Here is an 18,513-nt window from a genome sequence, read left to right as displayed (position 1 = left end):
TTGGGATACATGTCGGGAGTCGAATCCATAGCAATCAGCGCAATAATCGCGTTCGCGATTGGCGTGATCGCGTCAATCGCTGGCGGCGCGGTCGGCGGCGTTCTGGTTGGCGGCAAGCACATGGGCAATAGCCTAGCCGCGATGATGGGCAGCTTCTACGGGCCAGTGGGGGCTGTCGCGGGTCTGGTTGTCGGCCTTGCTGCGCTGGTTCTGATCTCGTGAGGTGGACCGATGTTTGAGATGGTACGAAGCTCGATGACGCTCTTTTTCCAGGGGAGGCTGTTCGCCGAACCGGGCAAAGTCTACCGGCAGACGGCGATCGGCGCGGTCGCGACCGCTGTGATCCTTGTTGTTATCGGCAAGCTCGGTCTGTCGCTAGCGGTCGCGGCGGCCGCGGCCGGGTTCATTGGCGGCGCGCTGCAGCCCTACCTCTTCAAAGATCTGCGCTACCGTTGAGGATAATGCCGGTATGAACGCCATTGATCTCGCCCCAATGCATCGCGAAACGCTCACCGGCTACATCGGCGATATTGATCGGCTGGAAGCGATCTTCGCCGCGTGGGATGAGACACAACGCAGTGCCGTCGAAGCTTACCGGCGAGCCATTGAGGATCTGCAGGCCGAGGCGTTTCGGCGCTTGGTGCGCTCCTTGAAGTCTGACCCGGCTGCACTCGAAACCATGAAACAGGCCGTGGCGGACGAGATCGTCTACGCCGTCTTGCGTCACCACAATATCCTGAAGCCCAGCCTCAGCGAGCGCGTCGAGACCGCTCTCGATTCCGTTCGGCCGATGCTGGCTGCGCATGGCGGCGACGTGGAGCTCGTCTCCGTTACTCCCCCCGCGATCGAGGTGCGCTTCACAGGCGCGTGTGATGGATGTCCGGCGTCCGCGCTGACCTTTCACGCCGGCGTCAAGAAAGCAATCGAGGAAGCTTGTCCGGAGATCACCGAGATTCTCCAGGTGAAGGGGGCTTGTAGTGGTGCGCAGAAGGACAGCGTGCGTTTTATTAGCCCCTTTGCCCTTGGCTCCGTCGATGGCTGGCACCTCGTCTGCCGGCTCGACGAGATCCCTCAAGGTGGCATCAGCACCAGGACGGTCGGCGGAGAGAGCGTCATTCTCTCGCGGCAGGGCGCGATCGTGTCATGTTTCCAGAATGCTTGTGCCCATCTCGGCCTGGAGATCGACGGCGGCATTGTTGAGAACGGCATCATCACCTGCCCTTGGCACGGTTTTCAGTACGACCTCGCGACTGGCGAATGCCTGACCGCGCCGGAAGTTCAGCTTCAATCCCATGGCGTCAAGGTCGTCGGCAACCGCGTCGAAGTAAGGCTCGCGACATGATGAACGTCTTGCTGCGGCCAAGCCTCCGATCTCCCGTTCCCGAGCTCGGGAAGGAACGCACTGATCCGCTCCTTGAGCCCAGAGGGGCCCGTGTCATACTCGGCGAGCAAGTTGGGAAGGACGGACTGCCAGTGCCCTTGGCGCCGGGCCGCTCGACCATGTTTGGACCGCGGGGCGTCTGCTTTACTGGGAAGGACGGTCCATTCTTTGTCGCCGACACCGGTCACCACCGTCTCCTCGGGTGGCGCACGGTTCCTACGGAAGACAATCAACCGGCCGATCTCCTCATCGGCCAGCCGAATTTCTCAACTGAAGGGCGCAATGCGCGCGGCGATGCGAACGCTGCAACGTTAAACATGCCAACCGGCCTGGCAACGGATGGACGCAGGCTGGCAATCGCCGACGCCTGGAATCATCGGGTCCTGATCTGGCGCACGATGCCCGAGCAGAGCAATCAACCGGCCGACATCGTACTTGGGCAGAGCAGCTTTTCCTCGGTGCAACCTAATAGAGGCTTGGGCCGGGCCGGACCGGACACGCTCAACTGGTGCTATGGCGTGACCATTGCCGATGGTAAGCTGTACGTTGCCGATACCGGCAACCGGCGCATCCTGGTCTGGAACTCGATTCCCGACCGATGTGGGCAACCGGCCGATCTGGTGCTGGGCCAGATCGGGATGGCACTAAGAGACGACAACGCCGGCAGCGGCGCCAGTGCCATTGGCATGCGGTGGCCGCACGCTGTCGCCGTTGTCGACGGAAAGATCTTGGTCGCGGATGCAGGCAATAGCCGCATCATGGTCTGGAACGGTCTCCCCAATGCAGACGGCGCACCTGCCAGCTTTGTCGTCGGACAGGCTACGTTCGACGCAAACGACCACAACAAGGGGTCCTATTACCCGACGGATAGTTCTCTGCAGATGCCCTATGGCCTCGCAGTCGTTGACGGAACACTGATCTGCGCAGACACCGCCAACTCCCGCCTCATCGGATTTCGGCTCCAAGGGCTCGACATGAACGCCGCGGCCGCTGCGCTCGCGGGACAGCACGCATTCGGTGACAAGGGCGACAACCGCTGGCGCTTCGCCGCCCGCGACAGCCTCTGTTGGCCTTTTGCCGTCGCTGCCTGCGGTGCCCTGATGGCCGTCGCCGATACCGGCAACAATCGCGTACTGCTATGGGAGGCAGCAGCGTGAACGATCAGCTCGCTTTGGCCGCCGATCGTCGCGAAAGCGTCCAAATCCGGGTGCGCGGCCGCGTGCAGGGCGTCGGCTTCCGTCCGACCGTCTGGCGGCATGCGCGCGACTGTGCCTTGGATGGCGAGGTTTTAAATGACGGCGAAGGTGTATTGATCCGCGTCCGCGGCAGCAGCGACGGCGTCGAACGGTTTATCGCCCGGCTGCGCGCCGCGCCGCCTCCGCTGGCCGACATCGCCGCAATCGAAGTGACAACGTATGGCGGATCGTTAGACCGGGGATTTCGCATCGCCGAAAGTGCGCAGAGCGCGGCTTGCACCGACATCTCGCCAGACGCGGCGATTTGCGCGGCCTGCACGGAGGAGGTCCTCGACCCGTTCGCTCGACGCTACCGATATCCCTTCACCAACTGCACCCATTGTGGTCCGCGCCTCACGATCGTCCGCTCGGTGCCCTACGACCGAGTCGCGACCACGATGGCACCATTCCCGCTTTGCGAGGATTGCGCGCGCGAGTACGGCGACCCCGCCGACCGCCGCTTTCACGCCGAGCCGATCGCCTGTCATCTTTGCGGTCCCAGGGCGCGGCTCATCCGCTTCGACGGGCGCGCCATCAGCGCCGAGCAGCATTCCATGCTTGATGATGTCGACGCCGCGATGAGCCTGATCCAGAAGGGCGAGATTGTCGCTGTCAAGGCGCTCGGTGGCTATCAACTCGCCTGCGACGCAACGAAAGCGGAGACCGTCGCACGGCTGCGGGAGTTGAAGCGGCGTGACGCGAAACCATTCGCGCTGATGGCTCGCGACACCGATGTGATCCGCCGCTACTGTTCCGTTTCGCCGCAAGAGGAAGAGGCGCTGAGGTCGCCAGCGGCCCCCATCGTTCTGCTGGAAGCCGCGGGCCCCGAACGACTGCCCGAGGGCGTCGCGCCTGGTCTGCGGACGCTGGGCTTCATGCTGCCGCCAACGCCGCTGCATGTGCTGATGTTCCGCCGCATGAAGCGGCCGGCCGTCATGACGAGCGGCAATCGATCCGACGAGCCGCAGGTCATCGATGATAGGGAGGCTGGTGAAACACTGTCGGCAATTGCGCCCTATGCGCTCATTCATAACCGCGCGATCGCCAACAGGGTGGATGATTCGGTGGCGCGATGGATCGGCGGACAGCTCCGTCTCCTGCGCAGGGCGCGTGGCCACGCGCCAGCTTCCATCCCCTTGCCGCAGGGCTTCGAGGAAGCGCCGGAGATCCTCGCCTATGGCCCCCAGATGAAGGCGACCTTCTGCCTTCTCAAAGATGGCCGCGCCGTGTTGTCCCAGCATCAGGGCGATCTCGATGACGCTGCCACCTGGTGCGACTATCTGAAGAATCTTGAACTCTTTCGCACTTTGTTCGGGCATGCGCCGCAAGCGCTGGCCTGCGACATGCATCCCGAGTATCTCTCGACCAAGCTCGCGGTGGAGCGCTCGAAGGCGGAAGGCTTGCCGCTCGTCCAGGCGCAACACCACCATGCACATCTCGCCGCCTGCCTCGCCGAGAACGGCCGCCCGCTCGATGCTCCTGCCGTTCTGGGCATCGCCCTCGATGGGCTCGGCTATGGCATCGACGGAACCATCTGGGGTGGCGAGTTCCTGCTCTTCGACTACCGTAGCTTCGAGCGTCTCGGCACCTTCAAACCGGTCGCAATGCCGGGCGGCGCGCGGGCCTCGCGCGAGCCGTGGCGCAATCTTTACGCCCATCTGATGGCGGAGATGGGTTGGGCGCAGTTCGCGATGAGCTTCGACGGGCTGGGTCTTTTCCAGAAACTGTCCTGCAAGCCGCGCGCAACCCTCGATGCGATGATCCGCAGTGACACGAACTGCCCCCTTGCGTCCTCCTGCGGCCGTCTCTTCGACGCCGTGGCCGCTTCGCTCGACATATGCTTCGAGCATCAGGCCTATGAGGGAGAAGCGGCCGCGCGTCTTGAGGCCATCGCATGCCGCAAGACGCTGGCGGAGGAAGGCGATCGCCTCGCCTACCCGCTGACGATCCCCAACCTCCGAGGATCGGGGCTACCCTATATCGAGCCACTCGGCATGTGGAACGCCATTCTGGGCGATCTGATACTCGATACCGACGTTTCGGTGATCGCCGCACGTTTTCACAAGGGATTGGCAAAGGCCATCGTGGCCATGGCGCTCAAGCTCGCGGATCGGGGCGAGGAAGGCGCAGCAGTCCCTCGATTCGACACGGTAGCCCTCTCCGGGGGATGCTTTCAGAACCGTATCCTGCTCGAGGAGACCATCCGGCGTCTCGAGGCGAGTGACTTCAAAGTTCTTACACACGCCGCGGTGCCAGCCAACGATGGCGGCGTCGCGCTTGGCCAGGCAGCCATCGCCGCAGCTCGCCTGATCGACAACAAAATCCTTCGGCGACAGGGAGCATAGCCATGTGCCTCGGCATTCCAGGACAGATCATAAGAGTCGACGACGTCGCGAGAAAGCTCGCGACGGTCGAAATCAGCGGGGTGCGTCGCCAAGTCAACATCGCCTGCGTCGTCAATGAGGAGCATCCCGTTGAGTCCTGTGTGGGCGATTGGGTTCTTGTCCATGTCGGCTTCGCGATGAGCCGCATCAACGAGCAAGAGGCGGCAGAGACACTTAAGATACTCACCGAACTCGGGGAGGCGCAGGCCGAGATGGAGGCTATGCGCCTTTCCGCGGTTCACTAGGGGTGACCAACATGTCGAACGAAGGCACTCTCAGCGGCTTGTACCCCTTCCTGCACGGCAAGACGCAGGACCCGGACAAGCTCGATGCCGCGCTACGTCATTCGGTGGCCGAGAAAGCGCGCGATTCCCGTGAGACCAGCGAGCGCTTCTTCGGCGAGCAGGCCGGAATCCTCGTTGCCGCCGCGCATGCGCTTGCCGAGGTCTACCGGCGCAATGGCCAGCTCTTCTCGATGGGAAATGGCGGCTCAAGCTGCGACGCCTCTCACGTAGCGGTCGAGTTCGTGCATCCCGTCACCGCCGGACGTCCGGCGTTGGCCGCGACAAATTTGGTCGCGGATCTCGCCATGATCTCCGCTGTCGGCAACGATCTCGGCTTCGACCACGTCTTCGTGCGTCAGCTCGTCGCGCATGCACGAAAGGGTGACGCACTGATCGGCATATCGACCAGTGGCAATTCGCAAAACCTCATCGCTGCTTTCTTGAAGGCCAAGGAGATGGGCGTCACCACCATCGGTCTCACCGGAGGCGACGGCGGAAAAATGAGATCTTCCGGCACAGTCGACCATTGCCTCGTCGTGCCATCTTCATCGATTCACCGAATCCAGGAATGCCACGTCGCTGCCTATCATATCCTATGGGACCTTGTGCATACGCTGCTCGCCGACGAGCGCGGCTCGGCAGCCGGCAAAGGAGATGTCCAATGAAATTTGCTGACGAGTTCCGCGACCGCGAGAAGGCCAAGGCGCTGGTGTGCGAGATTGAGAAGCTCGCGAACCGGATCGAAATCACGAAAACCCGCCCGCTCAACATCATGGAAGTGTGTGGAGGCCACACGCATTCGATCTTTCGCTACGGGCTGGAAGGAATGCTGCCGCCCACTATTGAGCTGGTGCACGGGCCAGGCTGCCCGGTCTGCGTGCTACCAATGGGGCGCGTCGACGACTGTGTAGCGATCGCTGAGCGGCCCGGCGTGATCTTCACCACCTTTGGCGACGCCATGCGCGTGCCGGGCTCCAAGAAGAGCCTAATCCAGGCCAAGGCGGACGGCGCTGATGTGCGCATGGTCTACTCGCCGATGGACGCGCTGGCGCTTGCCCGAAACAACCCCGACCGGGAAGTTGTGTTCTTCGGTCTCGGGTTTGAGACGACAATGCCGTCTACGGCGCTAACCATCTTGCAGGCCGAGGCCGACGGCGTCACCAATTTTTCCGTCTTTTGCAATCACATAACGATCGTGCCGACGATCAAGGCGATCCTCGACAGCCCCGACCTCCATTTGGACGGCTTCCTCGGTCCAGGCCATGTCTCAATGGTGATTGGCACTGCGCCCTATGAGTTCATTGCCGAATTCTACAAGCGGCCGATGGTTGTGGCGGGGTTTGAACCGCTTGATGTGCTCCAGTCGATCTGGATGCTTCTCAAGCAGATCAGTGACGGGCGTGCCGAGGTTGAGAACCAATACACCCGGATCGTCCCCGAACATGGGAATGATCCCGCGCTCGCCGCTGTGGGTAAGGTGTACGAGTTGCGCGAGTTCTTTGAGTGGCGGGGTCTCGGCTCGATCGATCATTCCGGCGTCAAGGTGCGGGAGGCGTACGCGCGCTTTGACGCTGAGCGGAAATTCATCGTCCCGAATGTGCGGATTGCCGATCCAAAATCCTGTCAGTGCGGCGAGGTTTTGAAGGGCGTCTTGAAGCCGTGGCAATGCAAAGTCTTCGGTTCGGCCTGCACGCCTGAAATGCCGCTTGGCGCGCTCATGGTTTCGCCGGAAGGCGCCTGCGCAGCCTATTATCAGTATGGAGGAATTAAACGCCACAGCGCCCTCGAACCAGCCGTAGACCATTCATGAATATTCTGAAGCCTCTCCGCAAACGTGTGCTTGGGCGGGTTCACGTCCCAGCCGTCACGCTTGCCCATGGCGGCGGCGGCAAGGCGATGAAAGATCTCATCGACGATGTTTTCGTCTCCGCTTTTGCGCCTTTAGATGCGCATGTTCTTGAGGATCAGGCGCGCTTCGACCTGGCCGCACTTGCTCGCCATGGTGATCGTCTCGCCTTCACCACAGACGCGTTCGTCGTCGACCCCTTATTCTTTCCTGGCGGTGACATCGGCAAACTTGCGGTTTGTGGCACGATCAACGATCTCGCGGTCGGCGGCGCTTTGCCGCTATATCTCTCCTGCGCCGTCGTCATTGAAGAGGGCACGAAAATCGAGTTGCTGCGGCAAGTGGCGATGTCAATGGCCGAAACGGCGAGATCGGCAGGGGTCTCGATCGTCACCGGCGATACCAAGGTCGTTCAGCGCGGCGCCTGCGACAAGGTCTTCATCACCACGACCGGCATTGGCGTGATCCCACAGAACGTCAGCCTGGGTATCGAAGGCGTCCGGCCTGGCGATGGAATTCTGGTCAATGGTTTGCTGGGCGATCATGGCGCCTCGATCCTGTGTGCGCGCGGTGACCTTGCGCTGGACACGGAGATCGAGAGCGATTGCGCCGCCCTTCACGAGCTGATCGGGGCTTTGCTTCGTGCGGCGCCCGGTACGCGTTGTATCCGCGATGCGACGCGCGGCGGTATTGCTACCGTGCTCAACGAGATGGCGGAAGCGTCGGGCGTCTCAATCGACATCGACGAGGCGGCGATACCCTTGCGGGATGAAGTGCGCGGCTTCTGTGAAATTCTTGGCCTAGATCCCTTGTACCTCGCTAACGAAGGGAAAATCGTGATGGCTGTTCCGCCTGAGGAGATCGATGCAGCGCTATCGACGCTGCGCGCTCACCCGCTCGGCGCCGGTGCGGCCATTGTCGGACGCGCCGGGAGTGGCGAGGCCGGACGGGTGACAATGCAAACCTTTTTTGGAGGGCGGCGGATTGTCGACATGCTGGTCGGCGAACAGTTGCCAAGGATCTGCTAAGGGCAAACCGTATGCATGAGCTGGGTATCACAAGCAACATCGTCGCCATCGTCGCCGAGCACGCTCAGGGGCGAGTCGTCCGGCGGGTGACGTTGGATATCGGCAAGCTGTCGGGGGTGGACGCGCAAGCAATCCGGTTCTGCTTCGAGGTCGTCGCGAAGGGAACGCTTGTCGACGGTGCAAGGCTGGAGCTTCGAGAGATTGACGGCCGTGGCCGCTGTCGCGGCTGTCAAGCAGAGTTTCCGACGCCAACACTCTATGCGTCGTGCGCCTGCGGCAGCCGCGACATCGAGCGGCTGGCGGGCGAAGAGTTGATGGTCCGGGAGATCGAATTGGAGGCTGATTTGATCCCCGACTTTTCTCTCTCAGCGCGCGCTTAACCAGTTCAGAAGGAGCGAATCCCATGTGCATCGATTGCGGTTGTTCGGATGGAGCCACGGCGACAATGACCAATGTCAAGACCGGCGAGATCAGCGATATCCGCCGCAACGCTCGGGGAGAGCTTCACGACGCGGGACACCATCCCTCGCATGACCACGACCACGATCACGCTCTCGGGCATGGGCACCATCATCACGGACATGCACACTCCCATGGTCATGATCATGGGAGCGCTTCCGACCACTCCCATCCGCATGCCAGCGTCGTCACCTTGCAGCAGTCGCTCCTGGAGAAAAATGATGCGCTTGCCGCTCGCAATCGCGCCTGGCTCGCGGGTCGCGAAGTCTTGATGCTCAACCTCGTGAGCTCGCCGGGTTCCGGCAAGACGTCGCTGCTTGAGCGGACCATCCGCGACCTCCATGCGAAGGTGGCGATTTCGGTCATTGAGGGCGACCAGGCGACCGTCAATGACGGCGCCCGAATCGATGCCGCCGGAGCGCCTGCGATCCAGGTGAATACCGGCACAGGCTGTCATCTCGAGGCCGACATGATCGAGCGAGCTCTCGGCGCGTTGAAGCCGAGACCGGGTTCTATCGTGTTCGTCGAGAACGTTGGAAACTTGGTTTGTCCGTCGCTCTTTGATCTCGGCGAGAAGGCCAAGGTCGCAATACTTTCAGTGACGGAGGGCGAGGACAAGCCTCTCAAGTACCCGCACATGTTTCGCGCTTCCAAGCTTGTTCTGCTGAACAAAATCGACTTGCTCCCGCATCTCGATTTCGATGTCGAAAGGGTTGTTGCAGCTGCTCGTGAAGTCAATCCACACGTCGAAATTATTAAGATCTCAACCAAGACCGGTGATGGCCTGCACGATTGGTACAGCTGGCTTGAAGGGCAGCGCTCCAGTGTTCATTGCTAATGCCCGTGTTAGGAACCGTTATCCTTAGAAGCTACTTGAAAACTGAGAAACGGAACTGAGGAGGATAGATGAACAGCGAAACTCGTCACCTGACGTTCTCTAATGCGCCCCGAGAACAAAATCTCATCACCATGCTGTGGGAAATCCAACGCCGCGACGGGTGGATCTCAGGCGCCAATGTCAAAGCTCTTGCCGAAATCTTGAATATGTCGCCGCTGGACGTCGATGAAACAGTTTCCTTTTACCATTTCTTTCGGTCTACACCATCGGGAAAGCATCAGATTTATCTGTGCGACTCGGTCATTGCCCGAATGAACGGGTATGAGGATGTGCGCGCCGCGCTCGAACGGGAAACCGGCGCGCGGTTCGGCGGCCTCAGCGGCGATGGCCTCTTCGGGCTTGAGGACACCCCCTGCGTGGGTCTGAGCGATCAGGAGCCTGCGATGATGATCGATGACGTGGTATTCACACGCCTCACGCCAGAATCGGTCAGCGATATCGTCGCCCAGCTCCGGACCGGGAAGGCGCCGGCGGACATCGCCAACCCAAGCGGATACAACAGCGGCACGCTCGATTACGTAAACACGATAGTCGCTTCCAATATTCGCAACCGGGGACCCATCTTCTTCAAACCAATGCGCGATTATCACGCGGTGCTTCAGGGCGTGCTTGCCCGGCACCCGATCGAAATCATAGAGGAGATCACTGCCTCAAAACTGCGCGGACGCGGCGGCGCGGGGTTTCTAACCGGACTGAAGTGGCGGCTCGCAAACGAGGCCGATGGGGCAGAAAAATTCATCATCTGCAATGCCGACGAAGGCGAGCCCGGCACCTTCAAGGACCGGGTTTTGCTGACACGCTCGCCCGGCGACGTGCTGATCGGCATGGCCGTCGCGGCCTTTGCGGTGGGCGCGCGCTCAGGCATTCTCTATCTGCGCGCGGAGTACCGGTACCTAAAGGATTATTTGGAACGACAGATTGGAGAGTTTCGCGAGGCCGGTCTGCTGGGAGCGGACATTCTCGGCAGTGGCTTCACGTTCGACATCCGCATCCAGATGGGCGCAGGTGCCTATATTTGCGGCGACGAAACCGCGCTGATCGAATCCTGCGAGGGCAAGCGCGGCACGCCCCGGGTCAAGCCGCCCTATCCGATCCAGGCCGGTTATCAGGGTATGCCGACCGTCGTCAATAATGTGGAGACCTTCGCCGCCGTCAGTAGAATCGTCGAGGAGGGCGGTCGTTGGTTCGCGTCAATGGGCACCGACAAGTCTTCCGGCACCCGGCTACTAAGCGTCTCGGGCGATTGCGCGCGGCCGGGCATCTACGAAATCGAGTGGGGCATGCGCCTTGACGAAGTGTTGGCGATGGTTGGCGCCTCCCGGCCGATGGCGGTTCAGGTGAGCGGCCCATCGGGAGAATGTGTCTCCGCGGCCAAGGATGGCGGGCGCGTCTTCTGCTATGGTGACCTCTCCTGCAACGGCTCGCTGATGATCTTTGACGAAAGCCGCGACCTGCTGGGAATCGTTCGACATTTTATGGATTTCTTCGTCGAGGAATCCTGCGGGATCTGCACCCCCTGCCGTTCGGGTTGCGTCGACATGCGGGCCAAGGTGGACCGGGTGATCGCCGGCACGGCGGCGCAGCAGGATCTGGATGACTGCGACAACTGGGGCAAGCTGATGCGCTCCACCAGCCGCTGTGGCCTGGGCACCACCGCCGCCAAGCCGATTCTGACCACAATGAAGAGCTTTCCAGAGCTGTATCGCGACAGATTGACGGCGGGCGATGGCCCCCTCCTGCCCAGCTTCGACTTGAAAAAGGCACTGCAGGGGCATGAGGACGCATTCCAAGTCCTGGTGAAGGAGACTCACTAGTGGCCACCAAGCTTTCCATTGACGGCAAGGAAATCTCGGCCTCTGAAGGCGAGACCCTGATCGATGTAGCTGCCGACAACGGCGTTTATATTCCGTCGCTTTGCTACATGCGCGGCAGGCCCTGTCTGGGAACGTGCCGGGTGTGTTCGGTCGTGGTCAATGGCAGTATCATGCCCGCCTGCACGGTCAGGATCAGCGGCGACATGGTGGTCGAGGTTGCGAAGCCCGAGGTTGCGGACATGCGCAAGGCGCTGGTCGAGGCGAATTTCTCGGAAGGCAACCACAATTGCCCGAGCTGCGAGAAAAGCGGCCGCTGCGAGTTGCAGGCGGTGGCCTATGAGGTCGAGATGGTGGTGTCGCGCTTTCCCTACCGCTTTCCCGAGCGCGAGCGCGACCAAGCGGCCCGCCTCATCTTTCTGGAGCGCGACCGCTGCATCTTCTGTCAGCGCTGCGTGGAATTCGTCCGCGACCGGGAAACCGGCCGCAAGATCTTCTCCATCCATGGCCGCGGGACACACGCCCGCATCGACATCGACGTGGAACTGGCCGATCGGATGCCCCCCGAACAAGCCCGCGAAGCCGCCGAGATGTGCCCGGTCGGCTGCATCATCGAGAAGGGGCGCGGCTACAATGACCCAATAGGAAAGCGCAAGTTCGACATCCGATCGATCCGCGAACGCGCTCTGGAGGAGGATAACAAATGAGCCATCGCGGCAAGGACGAAGTTTTATCCCATCATCTGCCCAGAACCGCTATGGACCCCGCCGTCATGGCGGTGCGGGACGAGAAGATCCACGTGGCCATGATCGGACTATGCGGCTGCTGGGGCTGCACGCTGTCGTTCTTGGACATGGACGAGAACCTGTTGAAGCTCTTGGAGAAGGTCACGATCACGCGCGCCTCCTTCACCGACGTCAAGCGGATTCCCCGGCGCGCCGCGATCGGCTTCGTCGAAGGCGGAGTCGCCAATGAGGAGAACATCGAAACGCTCGAACATTTCCGCGAGAACTGCGATGTGCTAATCTCGGTCGGGGCCTGCGCGGTCTGGGGCGGCGTGCCCGCCATGCGCAATCTGGTACCGCTGGAGGACTGCCTGCGCGAGGCCTATGTCGATTCGCCGACACGCCCGCTTCAGCAGGCGCCGACCATTCCCTATCACGAGGACATCCCGAGGATCACCACCAAGGTCTATCCGCTGCACGAGGTGGTGCAGATCGACTATTTCATACCTGGTTGTCCGCCCGACGGGCAGACGATCTTCAAGGTGCTCGATGATCTTGTCCACGGCCGGAAATTTAGCATTCCCGCCCACATCAACCGTTTTGACTAAGGGACACTCTGATGGAAGACACAATCGTCGGTGATGCAGTCACAGGCCGCAAACTCGTTATCGACCCGGTAACGCGGGTCGAGGGACACGGCAAGGTCACCGTGCACCTCGACGCCGCCAACAAGGTCGTGGGCGCCCGGCTGCATGTGGTGGAATTCCGCGGATTCGAGAAATTCATCCAGGGGCATCCCTATTGGGAAGCGCCGATGTTCCTGCAGCGTATCTGTGGCATCTGCTTCGTCAGCCATCACCTGTGCGGTGCCAAGGCGCTGGACGACATGATCGGCGTCGGCTACGCCGACGGCAAGCAGATCACCCGTACCGCCGAGAAAATGCGCCGGTTGGGCCATTACGGCCAGCAGCTGCAATCCCATGTCACTGCCTATTTCTATCTGATCGCACCGGAGATGATGTTCGGCATCGACGCGCCCCCCGAACAGCGTAACGTGCTGGGCTTGATCGAGGCTAACGCGGAGTTGGTCCGCCGCGTGGTCGCGCTACGCAAATGGGGGCAAGAGGTCATCGTAGCGGTGCTGGGCAAGCGCATGCACGGCATCAGTTCGGTTCCCGGCGGCGTGAATGGCAATCTCGACACCGCCGCACGCGACCGGCTCCTCAACGGCACCGGTGATCTGATAGGTGTCGATACGGTGATCGACTATGCGCAGGACGCGCTCAGACTTTTCTACAGCTATCACGAGAAAAACCGGGACATGATCGATAATTTCGCCGTCGTCCCGGCTCTCAACATGTCGCTGGTCGACGAGACGGGAAACGTAGACTACTATCACGGCCGACTGCGCATCGTCGATCGCGACAAGAACATCGTCCAAGAGCTGGACTACCACGATTACCTCGACGCCTTCAGCGAGGCGACCGAGGAGTGGAGCTACATGAAGTTCCCCTACCTCAAGGCTTTTGGCCGCGAAAAGGGATCGGTGCGGGTTGGTCCGCTGGCTCGGGTGAACGTGACGAAATCCTATGGGGACGACACGCCGCTGGCGAAGGCCGCGCTCGAGCGGTTCCATGACTATGCCGGAGGCAAAGCCAGCGACGCCACACTGCACACCAACTGGGCGCGCGCGATCGAGATTCTGCATTCAGCCGAACAGATTCGCAACCTGCTGAGGGATCCGGAGTTGCAGGGGAACGACCTGGTTCTGAACCCGCCCAACTCCGACTGGACCGGCGAAGGCATCGGCGTGGTCGAGGCGCCCCGCGGCACCCTTCTCCATCACTACCGTGCCGACCGAGAAGGCAAGATCACCTTCGCCAATCTGGTCGTTGCAACGACCCAAAACAACCAGGTGATGAACCGCACTATCGCCTCGGTGGCCGATACTTTCCTGAGTGGGCAGGAGACGATCACCGAAGGCATGATGAACGCGATCGAGGTCGGTATTCGCGCCTATGATCCCTGCCTGAGCTGCGCCACCCACGCCATGGGACAGATGCCGCTGATCGTCTCGATCCTCGATGCCGAAGGAAAACTCGTTGACGAATGCGTGCGCTGAACCGGTTCGGCCCAGGATCGCCGATTTCGACTACGACAACTGCCTAATCTACGGCATTGGCAATGTCGGGCGACAAGATGACGGGTTGGGCTGGGCTTTTGTTGATTGGGTGGAGAACTCGGGCCTTTGCCCAAGGGCCGAACTGGTCCGCCACTATCAGCTCATGCCCGAGGATGCCGATCTGATCTCTCGCAAGGAGCGGGTCCTGTTTGTGGATGCGACCAAGGCGTCGGATATCGACAGCGTCAGGGTTGAAACGGTCGCGGGCCGGTTTGATCTCAGTTTCACTTCGCACGCACTTTCAGTTCCGACCGTTATCGACGTCTGCCGGGTATGCTTCGGTCGGATGCCCCAGGTTCAGTTGCTGACCATCCGAGGATATGATTGGGGGTTGAAAGTGGGACTGACTGAAGCGGCGACCCGCAACTTGGAAACTGCGAAACAACTTTTCGCCTCGAAAGGGATTGGACATGACTGAAACTGCGCAGGGCGAGCCTGCGAACGCTGAAGCCGTCGCTCGCCGCTGCCTGCTGATCCAGCAGGCTCCCATCGGCGACTACATCGGTGCCGAGGGAGCGCGGATTCTAGCTGAGCGTGCCTCTTCGGAGATCCGCCTGAAGGCCGGGGACTATCTGTTGAGAGAGGGCGAACCGACTACCAGCTTCTATCTTGTCGCAAGCGGCAAGTTGGTACGAATCCGCGAAAGTGAGAGGAGTGATCGGAAACCTCAAATCCTGCATGTGCTGGAGGAAGGCGATCTCGTGGGCGAACTAAGTTTCATCGATGGAACGCCCCCGACGCTGTCGGTCATGGCCCTTGGCGAGGCAACGGTTCTACAATTCAAAGCAGAAGATTTTCGGCCGCTGATTTCCGAACATCCGCAGCTGATGTTCGACTTCATGCGCGCGGTCGTCAAACGGGTACATCACACCCTTACCGATATCGCCAAGCAACAAACTGCCCTGGCCGACTATATCAGTTCTGGCGGCAAGGGACGCCAGTGACCCGGCTATGCGCGAGGCTTGAAGATTGGGGCCGTCTGAAGCCGACATGATCGAATAAGACCCACGCCAGCCACTGCCATTGATCGAGGTCTCCGCATGCTGATATCGAGTTTGACCCTGGGTTTCCTCATAGGCATGCAGCACGCGATTCAAGCCGACCACGTCGCAGCGGTCGCCAGTATCGCCGCCGGCAAGCGTGGCGTTCGATCTATTGTACGGCACGGCGTCGTCTGGGGCATCGGCCACACGGTAACCCTTCTCATCGTCGGCGGTGTTTGCCTTTTCATGGCCAAGTCCATGCCCGACAGTGCTGCGAATCTGTTCGAGTCCGTCGTTGGTTTGATGCTTATGGGTCTTGGCGGCCACCTGCTCTATCGCGTCTGGCGTGATCGGGTACATTTTCACAGCCACCGTCATGCGCCGACCGAGGTGCATATTCATGCGCATTCCCACCGTGGTGACGCGCAACCGCATTCCAGAAGTGCGCACCAGCACGAACACCCAAGCAGTCTGCCGTGGCGGACGTTTGCGGTCGGCCTTGTCCATGGCATGGCGGGGTCGGCGGCGCTCATCGTGCTGACGGCGGCAACGCTCGAGTCGCCATGGTGGGGGGTCGCTTACATCCTAGTCTTTGGTTTAGGCTCCGTGGCGGGGATGGCGCTGCTCAGCTGCATTATCGCTGTTCCACTCACGCTGACGGCATCAGCGCTAACAGTCGCGAACCGGGCGCTCCAGGTCATCGTCGGGATGGCGACGGCTGCGATTGGGCTCCACATCCTCGTCGAGAGAGTGCCATCGCTGCTGGCGGTTATCTGACGTTCGCCGATTCGACAGCAGCCAAGCACTGGTGTCGAACTCGCTCAGGTTTGTCAGCAGTGCATGTGCCTCGGCAACGTCTTCTCCCCTTGAGTATTGACTCGGTGAGACGACCACGGGTAGCCCGGCCGCCTTGACGGAAAGTAAAGTAGGCCATGCGCGAATGAATCGTATCCCTCCGGTTAGAGCCACCTTGCGAGGGATGCCCTGGATCGTTGAGTACAGGACGTATGGACAGGCATACGGACAGTGCTTTCGAGCGGCTTGAGATTGTCGAGACTGGTCGCCGGCGCCGATGGAGCGAGGCGGCGAAGGAACGGATTGTTCTGGAGAGCCTGAGCGCACCGCGGCAGATCTCGGCGACGGCTCGGCGGCATAACATTTCGCGGTCGCTTCTCCTGATCTGGCGGCGTGCATTCCTGGCCCGGCACGACGAGCCGGCGCCCGGCTTCGTTCCGGCGGTTGTGACCGCTGAGCCTGCTCCGGCGCCACAGGCTGCGACATCGATGCCGAGGACGGAGATCGTGCTTCGTTGCGGCCGGCGGATCGTGGTCGAGGGTCAGGTCGATATCGCGGCCGTGCTGGCGTTGGCTCGGGGGCTGGAGACCCTGCGATGATCCCTGTCCCGAGCGGAGTGCGGGTGTGGCTGGCGACGGGCCATACGGATATGCGCAAGGGCTTCGCCGGCCTGGCGCTGCAGGTGCAGGAAGTGCTGCGTCGCGATCCCCATGGCGGTCATCTCTTCGTCTTTCGCGGCCGGCGCGGCGATCTGGTCAAGGTGATCTGGTATGACGGCCAGGGAGCCTGCCTGTTCTCGAAGCGGCTAGAGCGTGGCCGGTTCCTCTGGCCGTCGCCGGCGCACGGCGTCGTGACGATCACGCCGGCTCAGCTCGGCTACTTGCTCGAAGGCATCGACTGGCGGATGCCGCAGCGGAGTTGGCGTCCCAGCGCGACAGGATGAGGATTTGCGCTTGCGATTGGCGGTGGATGTGATTCCATCGTCCTGTGACGAACACCTCCGATGCCCTGCCGAGCGACCTCGCCGCCGCCCATGCGATGATCCTGGCGGAGCGCGCGGCACGTCTGGAAGCCGAGGCAGTGGCGGCCCGGGAACGGGCTGCGAGCAGCAGCACGGACGCGCTGATCGGGCGCCTAAAGCTGGAGATCGAGAAGCTCCGGCGCGAGCTCTACGGCACGCGCTCGGAGCGCAAAGCGCGGCTCCTCGACCAGATGGAGATGCAGCTCGAGGATCTGGAAGGTAAGACCGTATGTCCGCCTGCGGCGCTGAGGCGGCTCGCCCTACACTGCCGCGGCGAGGGTTGCCCGGATTGGCCGGGCCGATCCTCAGCGCAGGAGGGCGAGCCGTGGAAGAGCATACACAGGTTTTCGTCGGGATCGACGTGGCCAAGCTCCGCAATGCGGTGGCGGTGGCTGAGAGCGGCCGCGCAGGCGAGGTGCGGTTTCTTGGCGAGGTCGATGCCGACGACGAGAGCATGCGGCGGGTCATCAAAAAGATCGCCAGCGGGAAGACGGCGCATTTCTGCTACGAAGCCGGACCGACGGGCTACGGCCTCCACCGCCTCATCACGTCATTGGGCCACGAATGCACCGTGGTGGCGCCATCACTCATTCCAAGGAAGCCTGGCGACCGGATCAAGACCAACCGACGCGACGCGGTGGCCTTGGCGCGCCTTTTACGTGCGGGCGAACTGACCGCGGTCTGGGTTCCGGACGCCGAACATGAAGCGATGCGCGACCTCGTGCGTGCCAGAGCCGCAGCAGTCGAGACACAGCGCGTGCATCGCCAGCAGATCGGCGCCTTCATGCTCAAGCACGGCCGCGTCTTTCCCCGCAAGAAGGCCTGGACGATGCGTTACCTGCGCTGGCTTCAGGAGCAGTCCTTCGAGCATTATGCCCATCAGATCGCGTTGCAGGAGATGGTCGACGCCTTGCGCGTCGCGACGGACCGGGTGAAGCGCCTCGAAGCTGCGATTGAGGAGTTCGTGGCGACGTGGTCCTTCGCGCCGATCGTCCAGGCGCTGCAGGCGTTGCGCGGCGTCGACCTCATCGTCGCGGTCACCTTCGTGACAGAGGTCGGCGACCTTGCGCGCTTCGAGAGCCCCCGTCAGCTGATGAGCTATCTCGGCCTGGTGCCCAGCGAGCGCTCGACCGGCGATACGGTACGCCGTGGCGCCATCACCAAGGCTGGCAATGGACGCGTCCGGCATATGCTGGTTGAGAGCGCCTGGACTTATCGCTTCCCCCCAAAGATTGGCAAGATGAAGCTCTATAAACTCGAGCGCGCGACGCCACGGATCCGCGAGATCGCCTGGAAAGCGCAGAGCCGCCTGACCGCGCGCTATCGCTCGCTCAGTGCTCGGGGCAAGAAGAGCACGGTGGTCTGCACCGCGATCGCCCGCGAGCTTGCCGGCTTCATGTGGGCGGTGGGACGGGAGGCGACCGTTCGCTGATCAGGGAGTCTCACCTCCATCCGCGCGCAGCGGCGGGGGCGAGGCCACG

Annotated in this window: 21 protein-coding genes and 1 pseudogene; all 22 read left to right on the top strand. The window is 61.7% G+C overall.

What is annotated here, in order from left to right; all coding sequences use genetic code 11:
* Positions 1–9 precede the first annotated feature (9 nt).
* Positions 10–222 (top strand): hypothetical protein, encoded by a 213-nt coding sequence (locus MFF61_RS28500; RefSeq protein WP_238241057.1) that lies wholly within the window; start codon positions 10–12, stop codon positions 220–222.
* A 33-nt stretch (positions 223–255) separates the two neighbouring features.
* Positions 256–456: a hypothetical protein gene (locus tag MFF61_RS28495; RefSeq protein ID WP_238241056.1), complete on the top strand. Its 201-nt coding sequence runs from the start codon at positions 256–258 to the stop codon at positions 454–456.
* 13 nt (positions 457–469) lie between these two features.
* Positions 470–1,342: a NifU family protein gene (locus MFF61_RS28490; RefSeq protein ID WP_238241055.1), complete on the top strand. Its 873-nt coding sequence runs from the start codon at positions 470–472 to the stop codon at positions 1,340–1,342.
* A 158-nt stretch (positions 1,343–1,500) separates the two neighbouring features.
* A complete protein-coding gene (locus tag MFF61_RS28485; protein WP_238241054.1) occupies positions 1,501–2,538 on the top strand; it encodes an NHL repeat-containing protein in 1,038 nt (345 codons plus the stop codon).
* Positions 2,520–4,961: a carbamoyltransferase HypF gene (gene hypF, locus MFF61_RS28480; protein ID WP_238241053.1), complete on the top strand. Its 2,442-nt coding sequence runs from the start codon at positions 2,520–2,522 to the stop codon at positions 4,959–4,961. Before MFF61_RS28485 ends, hypF begins: the two co-directional genes overlap by 19 nt.
* 2 nt (positions 4,962–4,963) lie before the next feature.
* A complete protein-coding gene (locus MFF61_RS28475) occupies positions 4,964–5,245 on the top strand; it encodes a HypC/HybG/HupF family hydrogenase formation chaperone (RefSeq protein ID WP_238241052.1) in 282 nt (93 codons plus the stop codon).
* An 11-nt stretch (positions 5,246–5,256) separates the two neighbouring features.
* Positions 5,257–5,949, top strand: coding sequence for a D-sedoheptulose-7-phosphate isomerase (locus MFF61_RS28470; RefSeq protein WP_238241051.1), 693 nt, complete (start codon positions 5,257–5,259; stop codon positions 5,947–5,949).
* The gene (gene hypD, locus MFF61_RS28465) at positions 5,946–7,094 is read left to right on the top strand and encodes a hydrogenase formation protein HypD (protein WP_238241050.1); all 1,149 of its coding nucleotides are present in this window, start codon (positions 5,946–5,948) and stop codon (positions 7,092–7,094) included. The genes MFF61_RS28470 and hypD overlap by 4 nt, the downstream gene beginning before the upstream one ends.
* The gene (gene hypE, locus MFF61_RS28460) at positions 7,091–8,158 is read left to right on the top strand and encodes a hydrogenase expression/formation protein HypE (RefSeq protein ID WP_238241049.1); all 1,068 of its coding nucleotides are present in this window, start codon (positions 7,091–7,093) and stop codon (positions 8,156–8,158) included. The genes hypD and hypE overlap by 4 nt, the downstream gene beginning before the upstream one ends.
* Positions 8,159–8,169: 11 nt before the next feature.
* On the top strand, positions 8,170–8,538 hold the full coding sequence (locus tag MFF61_RS28455; protein ID WP_238241048.1) for a hydrogenase maturation nickel metallochaperone HypA/HybF: 369 nt from the start codon (positions 8,170–8,172) through the stop codon (positions 8,536–8,538).
* A 23-nt stretch (positions 8,539–8,561) separates the two neighbouring features.
* Positions 8,562–9,455, top strand: a complete 894-nt coding sequence (gene hypB, locus MFF61_RS28450; protein ID WP_373324811.1) for a hydrogenase nickel incorporation protein HypB — start codon at positions 8,562–8,564, stop codon at positions 9,453–9,455.
* A gap of 68 nt (positions 9,456–9,523) precedes the next feature.
* Positions 9,524–11,329 carry an NAD(P)H-dependent oxidoreductase subunit E gene (locus tag MFF61_RS28445; RefSeq protein ID WP_238241046.1) on the top strand — a complete coding sequence of 602 codons (1,806 nt, stop codon included), beginning with the start codon at positions 9,524–9,526 and terminating at the stop codon, positions 11,327–11,329.
* The gene (locus MFF61_RS28440) at positions 11,329–12,033 is read left to right on the top strand and encodes a 2Fe-2S iron-sulfur cluster-binding protein (protein ID WP_238241045.1); all 705 of its coding nucleotides are present in this window, start codon (positions 11,329–11,331) and stop codon (positions 12,031–12,033) included. The genes MFF61_RS28445 and MFF61_RS28440 overlap by 1 nt, the downstream gene beginning before the upstream one ends.
* Positions 12,030–12,659: an NADH-quinone oxidoreductase subunit B family protein gene (locus MFF61_RS28435; RefSeq protein WP_238241044.1), complete on the top strand. Its 630-nt coding sequence runs from the start codon at positions 12,030–12,032 to the stop codon at positions 12,657–12,659. Before MFF61_RS28440 ends, MFF61_RS28435 begins: the two co-directional genes overlap by 4 nt.
* A gap of 11 nt (positions 12,660–12,670) precedes the next feature.
* Positions 12,671–14,173, top strand: coding sequence for a Ni/Fe hydrogenase subunit alpha (locus tag MFF61_RS28430; protein WP_238241043.1), 1,503 nt, complete (start codon positions 12,671–12,673; stop codon positions 14,171–14,173).
* Positions 14,136–14,651 carry a hydrogenase maturation protease gene (locus MFF61_RS28425; protein ID WP_238241042.1) on the top strand — a complete coding sequence of 172 codons (516 nt, stop codon included), beginning with the start codon at positions 14,136–14,138 and terminating at the stop codon, positions 14,649–14,651. Before MFF61_RS28430 ends, MFF61_RS28425 begins: the two co-directional genes overlap by 38 nt.
* Positions 14,644–15,177, top strand: a complete 534-nt coding sequence (locus MFF61_RS28420) for a Crp/Fnr family transcriptional regulator (RefSeq protein ID WP_238241041.1) — start codon at positions 14,644–14,646, stop codon at positions 15,175–15,177. The genes MFF61_RS28425 and MFF61_RS28420 overlap by 8 nt, the downstream gene beginning before the upstream one ends.
* A 96-nt stretch (positions 15,178–15,273) precedes the next feature.
* Positions 15,274–15,993, top strand: coding sequence for an urease accessory protein UreH domain-containing protein (locus tag MFF61_RS28415; protein ID WP_306423422.1), 720 nt, complete (start codon positions 15,274–15,276; stop codon positions 15,991–15,993).
* 230 nt (positions 15,994–16,223) lie between these two features.
* Positions 16,224–16,610 (top strand): IS66-like element accessory protein TnpA, encoded by a 387-nt coding sequence (tnpA, locus tag MFF61_RS28410; RefSeq protein WP_238241040.1) that lies wholly within the window; start codon positions 16,224–16,226, stop codon positions 16,608–16,610.
* Positions 16,607–16,954: an IS66 family insertion sequence element accessory protein TnpB gene (gene tnpB, locus MFF61_RS28405; protein ID WP_238241039.1), complete on the top strand. Its 348-nt coding sequence runs from the start codon at positions 16,607–16,609 to the stop codon at positions 16,952–16,954. Before tnpA ends, tnpB begins: the two co-directional genes overlap by 4 nt.
* A 44-nt stretch (positions 16,955–16,998) precedes the next feature.
* A pseudogene (locus MFF61_RS28400) lies at positions 16,999–17,250 on the top strand (transposase domain-containing protein); the annotation flags it as partial.
* Between the two features lie 107 nt (positions 17,251–17,357).
* Complete coding sequence (locus MFF61_RS28395; RefSeq protein WP_238241038.1) at positions 17,358–18,464, top strand: IS110 family RNA-guided transposase; 1,107 nt, start codon at positions 17,358–17,360, stop codon at positions 18,462–18,464.
* Positions 18,465–18,513 lie beyond the last annotated feature (49 nt).

It is taken from the genome of Methylobacterium isbiliense (assembly GCF_022179325.1).
GTDB classification, from domain to species: Bacteria; Pseudomonadota; Alphaproteobacteria; order Rhizobiales; family Beijerinckiaceae; genus Methylobacterium; species Methylobacterium isbiliense.
This window is presented reverse-complemented; position numbering and strand designations above follow the sequence as displayed.

Coding starts and splice junctions, on each gene's coding strand:
- tnpB (WP_238241039.1), top strand. CDS start 16,607: ATGATCCCTGTCCCGAGCGGAGTGCGGGTGTGGCTGGCGACGGGCCAT.
- MFF61_RS28455 (WP_238241048.1), top strand. CDS start 8,170: ATGCATGAGCTGGGTATCACAAGCAACATCGTCGCCATCGTCGCCGAG.
- MFF61_RS28500 (WP_238241057.1), top strand. CDS start 10: ATGTCGGGAGTCGAATCCATAGCAATCAGCGCAATAATCGCGTTCGCG.
- MFF61_RS28485 (WP_238241054.1), top strand. CDS start 1,501: ATGTTTGGACCGCGGGGCGTCTGCTTTACTGGGAAGGACGGTCCATTC.
- MFF61_RS28420 (WP_238241041.1), top strand. CDS start 14,644: ATGACTGAAACTGCGCAGGGCGAGCCTGCGAACGCTGAAGCCGTCGCT.
- hypF (WP_238241053.1), top strand. CDS start 2,520: ATGGGAGGCAGCAGCGTGAACGATCAGCTCGCTTTGGCCGCCGATCGT.
- MFF61_RS28445 (WP_238241046.1), top strand. CDS start 9,524: ATGAACAGCGAAACTCGTCACCTGACGTTCTCTAATGCGCCCCGAGAA.
- MFF61_RS28415 (WP_306423422.1), top strand. CDS start 15,274: ATGCTGATATCGAGTTTGACCCTGGGTTTCCTCATAGGCATGCAGCAC.
- MFF61_RS28430 (WP_238241043.1), top strand. CDS start 12,671: ATGGAAGACACAATCGTCGGTGATGCAGTCACAGGCCGCAAACTCGTT.
- MFF61_RS28425 (WP_238241042.1), top strand. CDS start 14,136: ATGCCGAAGGAAAACTCGTTGACGAATGCGTGCGCTGAACCGGTTCGG.
- MFF61_RS28495 (WP_238241056.1), top strand. CDS start 256: ATGACGCTCTTTTTCCAGGGGAGGCTGTTCGCCGAACCGGGCAAAGTC.
- MFF61_RS28470 (WP_238241051.1), top strand. CDS start 5,257: ATGTCGAACGAAGGCACTCTCAGCGGCTTGTACCCCTTCCTGCACGGC.
- MFF61_RS28435 (WP_238241044.1), top strand. CDS start 12,030: ATGAGCCATCGCGGCAAGGACGAAGTTTTATCCCATCATCTGCCCAGA.
- hypD (WP_238241050.1), top strand. CDS start 5,946: ATGAAATTTGCTGACGAGTTCCGCGACCGCGAGAAGGCCAAGGCGCTG.
- MFF61_RS28490 (WP_238241055.1), top strand. CDS start 470: ATGAACGCCATTGATCTCGCCCCAATGCATCGCGAAACGCTCACCGGC.
- hypE (WP_238241049.1), top strand. CDS start 7,091: ATGAATATTCTGAAGCCTCTCCGCAAACGTGTGCTTGGGCGGGTTCAC.
- tnpA (WP_238241040.1), top strand. CDS start 16,224: ATGGACAGGCATACGGACAGTGCTTTCGAGCGGCTTGAGATTGTCGAG.
- hypB (WP_373324811.1), top strand. CDS start 8,562: ATGTGCATCGATTGCGGTTGTTCGGATGGAGCCACGGCGACAATGACC.
- MFF61_RS28475 (WP_238241052.1), top strand. CDS start 4,964: ATGTGCCTCGGCATTCCAGGACAGATCATAAGAGTCGACGACGTCGCG.